Source organism: Anaerolineales bacterium, assembly GCA_022866145.1.
Lineage (GTDB): Bacteria > Chloroflexota > Anaerolineae > Anaerolineales > E44-bin32 > PFL42.
This window is the reverse complement of record JALHUE010000443.1, coordinates 1-2,297: the sequence shown is the minus strand read 5'-3', so window position 1 is coordinate 2,297 and position 2,297 is coordinate 1. Positions and strand designations below refer to the sequence as shown.

Here is a 2,297-nt window from a genome sequence, read left to right as displayed (position 1 = left end):
GCTGGCGTTGGCGTCTTACACTCGCCCTCGACCTCGATGTCCACGCGGCGCTCTTCCTCGGTGCCATCCGGGAGGACTACCGTCAGGGTGTAGGTCTCATTGCTACACAGGCAAGTGTTGTACTTGCCCTCCGGGTCGACATTCGTCCCGCCCACTCGGACCGACGTGGCGTTCAGGACCCGCCAACGAAGATCGGTGCATGCGCCGGCAACGATCTTGGCCGGGTCGGCCCAGAACTCGATGCCGGTCGGCGGAGTCGGCGACGGGGTGAAGGTGGGTGTCGCGACCGGGGTCGGCGTGTCCGTGGGAGGCACGGCGGCGACGATCACACGCGCCTGGTCAGGAATGCTGGCCGCCCCATCGGCAGAGAAGGCGATGGCCTCGATGGTGTGGGTGCCTGCCTCAGGAGCCCTCCAGTCAACCGCGTACCGAGCGACGGGTCCCTCGGCCAGCGGCGAGGCGATGGTCTGCAGCAGCTGACCGTCGACCCAGACCTCGACTCGCGCGACGCCTCCCGGCGCCGCGGCGTGCCCTTCGACCTGTATGGAGGCTCCCGGCGGGGATTTCAGCCCGTCGATGGGAACGTCGATCCAGACTTGCGGGGTCGCGGTGGATGAAGCGCAGGCTGACAGGAACAGAAGACCGAGGCAAACACAGACAACCTTGGGGAAGGGGAGAGTGTCCATCGTTGACCTCCTCAGAGGTGCCCAGCCTGGCGCAGTGCGCCGCGCGTCGAGGGGCGACCCAGGTTGATTGTAGAGTGGGCATCGACGGCGAGCAAGCGGCCGGGGGCGGTCTCCTAGTTCACGCTGGGCGTTTCCAACGGAGATGTGCCCGCAGGGCCCGAGGGAGGAGCGGTCAGGATGGGGACGCCGGCTTCAAGATATCGGTCGCGGTCTGCCCGCGCCAATCGCCGAGCGGTCCGATGACCAGGGTGCGTATGGAGCCACGGTCAGGCGGGCCAGCCCCAGCAGCACCGTGTCGTAGTTGACGCGCCAGCCGGCGAAATCCCGCCAGGCCTGGTCCCGGTCTGCCTTCAACGGCAGGCCGAGGCTCGCCAAATGGTCGCAGGCCGCCTCATACTCTGGCCGGCTGATCGAGATCGGCTCGCCGGGATGGGGATCGGGGTCGAAGGGGATGCGGTAGAACGAGGCGATCTCGCGCAGAGCAAGGTAGCCGGCGCGGATGCAAAGGTCGGCCTGCACATCGCGGGGGATATCGAGCGTCGAAGTGGCCAGCGAGGCCGCGTCGAGCACGGCGCCGGCCGCAGTCACCCACGAGCGATGCGGCTGCGGCGATCGGAAAAACACCAGCGCCGCCAGCGAGGTGTGGCTTTCCTCGATGTCGGCGAACCACGACTCCCAGGCCGTCCATACCTCGCCGAGCTTCTCCAGCCGGTCCAGCCGATGATGGCGTTCGAACATCGTGATCGCCGAGGGCGGCGATCCGGCGCGCACTTCGAGCATGGCGACCGCCGCTTCCCGCCGGGAGAAGGCGGCGTACATCGTCGGCAGGTAGGCGATCAGCAGGGCGATCAGCGCCAGCCCGATGGCGGCTTCGCTGAACACCATCAGGGTGACGAAGGCTCCCTGGGGTGGTGTGGTCCCAAGCGTAAGCAGCGATGAGCCGCTGAGGGAAAACGCCTGCTCCAGCGAGGGCACGCCCAGGCCTACGTACATCCCCGTATAGCCGAGGCCGACCAGGACCAGCCATACCGCCGGCAAGACCAGGAGTGCCGCCGGCGCGTACAGTTCCATCGCCCGGTCGCGGGCCTCGTAGCTGCGAGCCAGCACCGCCCGCCGCCGGAAGAAGAACCCAACCGCACGAAAGACCAGACGGGCGATCAGCGTGTTGGAAGCACGGGGAAGAATGAAGGTCCGGACGGCCGAGCGCAGTGTCACAACAACTAGCGACGCGCCGCCCAGGAACAGCAGCGCCCGGACTGCAGCAGTAGACTCCATCCGGCAAGCTTATCATGTAGGCGGCCGCGCCGATGGCCGATGGGCGCAGGCCAAGGCAGGGCGATCGATCCTATGGGGCATTTGGCACCCTGGAGGATTGCGCCAGGACGGCCGATCCCCGCGGGCGGGTACTTCAGCCTTGGCCGTTGGCTGAACGACCCTCAAGTGCTAGAGGGGCACTCGCAGAAGCGTGTTGTTCCTCCATGACGGTGGGGGTGCAGCCCCGCCAGGGCGCGCGCCGATCCCAGGGATCGATGCGAGATCGGAGCCCCGCCCCGCTGGCGAGCCGACGCCTTGTGGCGCTGTGCCCGGCATGCTAGAATCGACCCAACCTCG

At 67.6% G+C, this 2,297-nt stretch carries 2 protein-coding genes; both read right to left on the bottom strand.

Going from position 1 to position 2,297, the window contains the following annotated elements:
- Window positions 1-686: Ig-like domain-containing protein (locus tag MUO23_13175; protein ID MCJ7513902.1), on the bottom strand; the 686-nt coding region annotated here is incomplete at its 3' end.
- A gap of 192 nt (window positions 687-878) precedes the next feature.
- Window positions 879-1,961 carry a hypothetical protein gene (locus MUO23_13170; GenBank protein MCJ7513901.1) on the bottom strand — a complete coding sequence of 361 codons (1,083 nt, stop codon included), beginning with the start codon at window positions 1,959-1,961 and terminating at the stop codon, window positions 879-881.
- Window positions 1,962-2,297 lie beyond the last annotated feature (336 nt).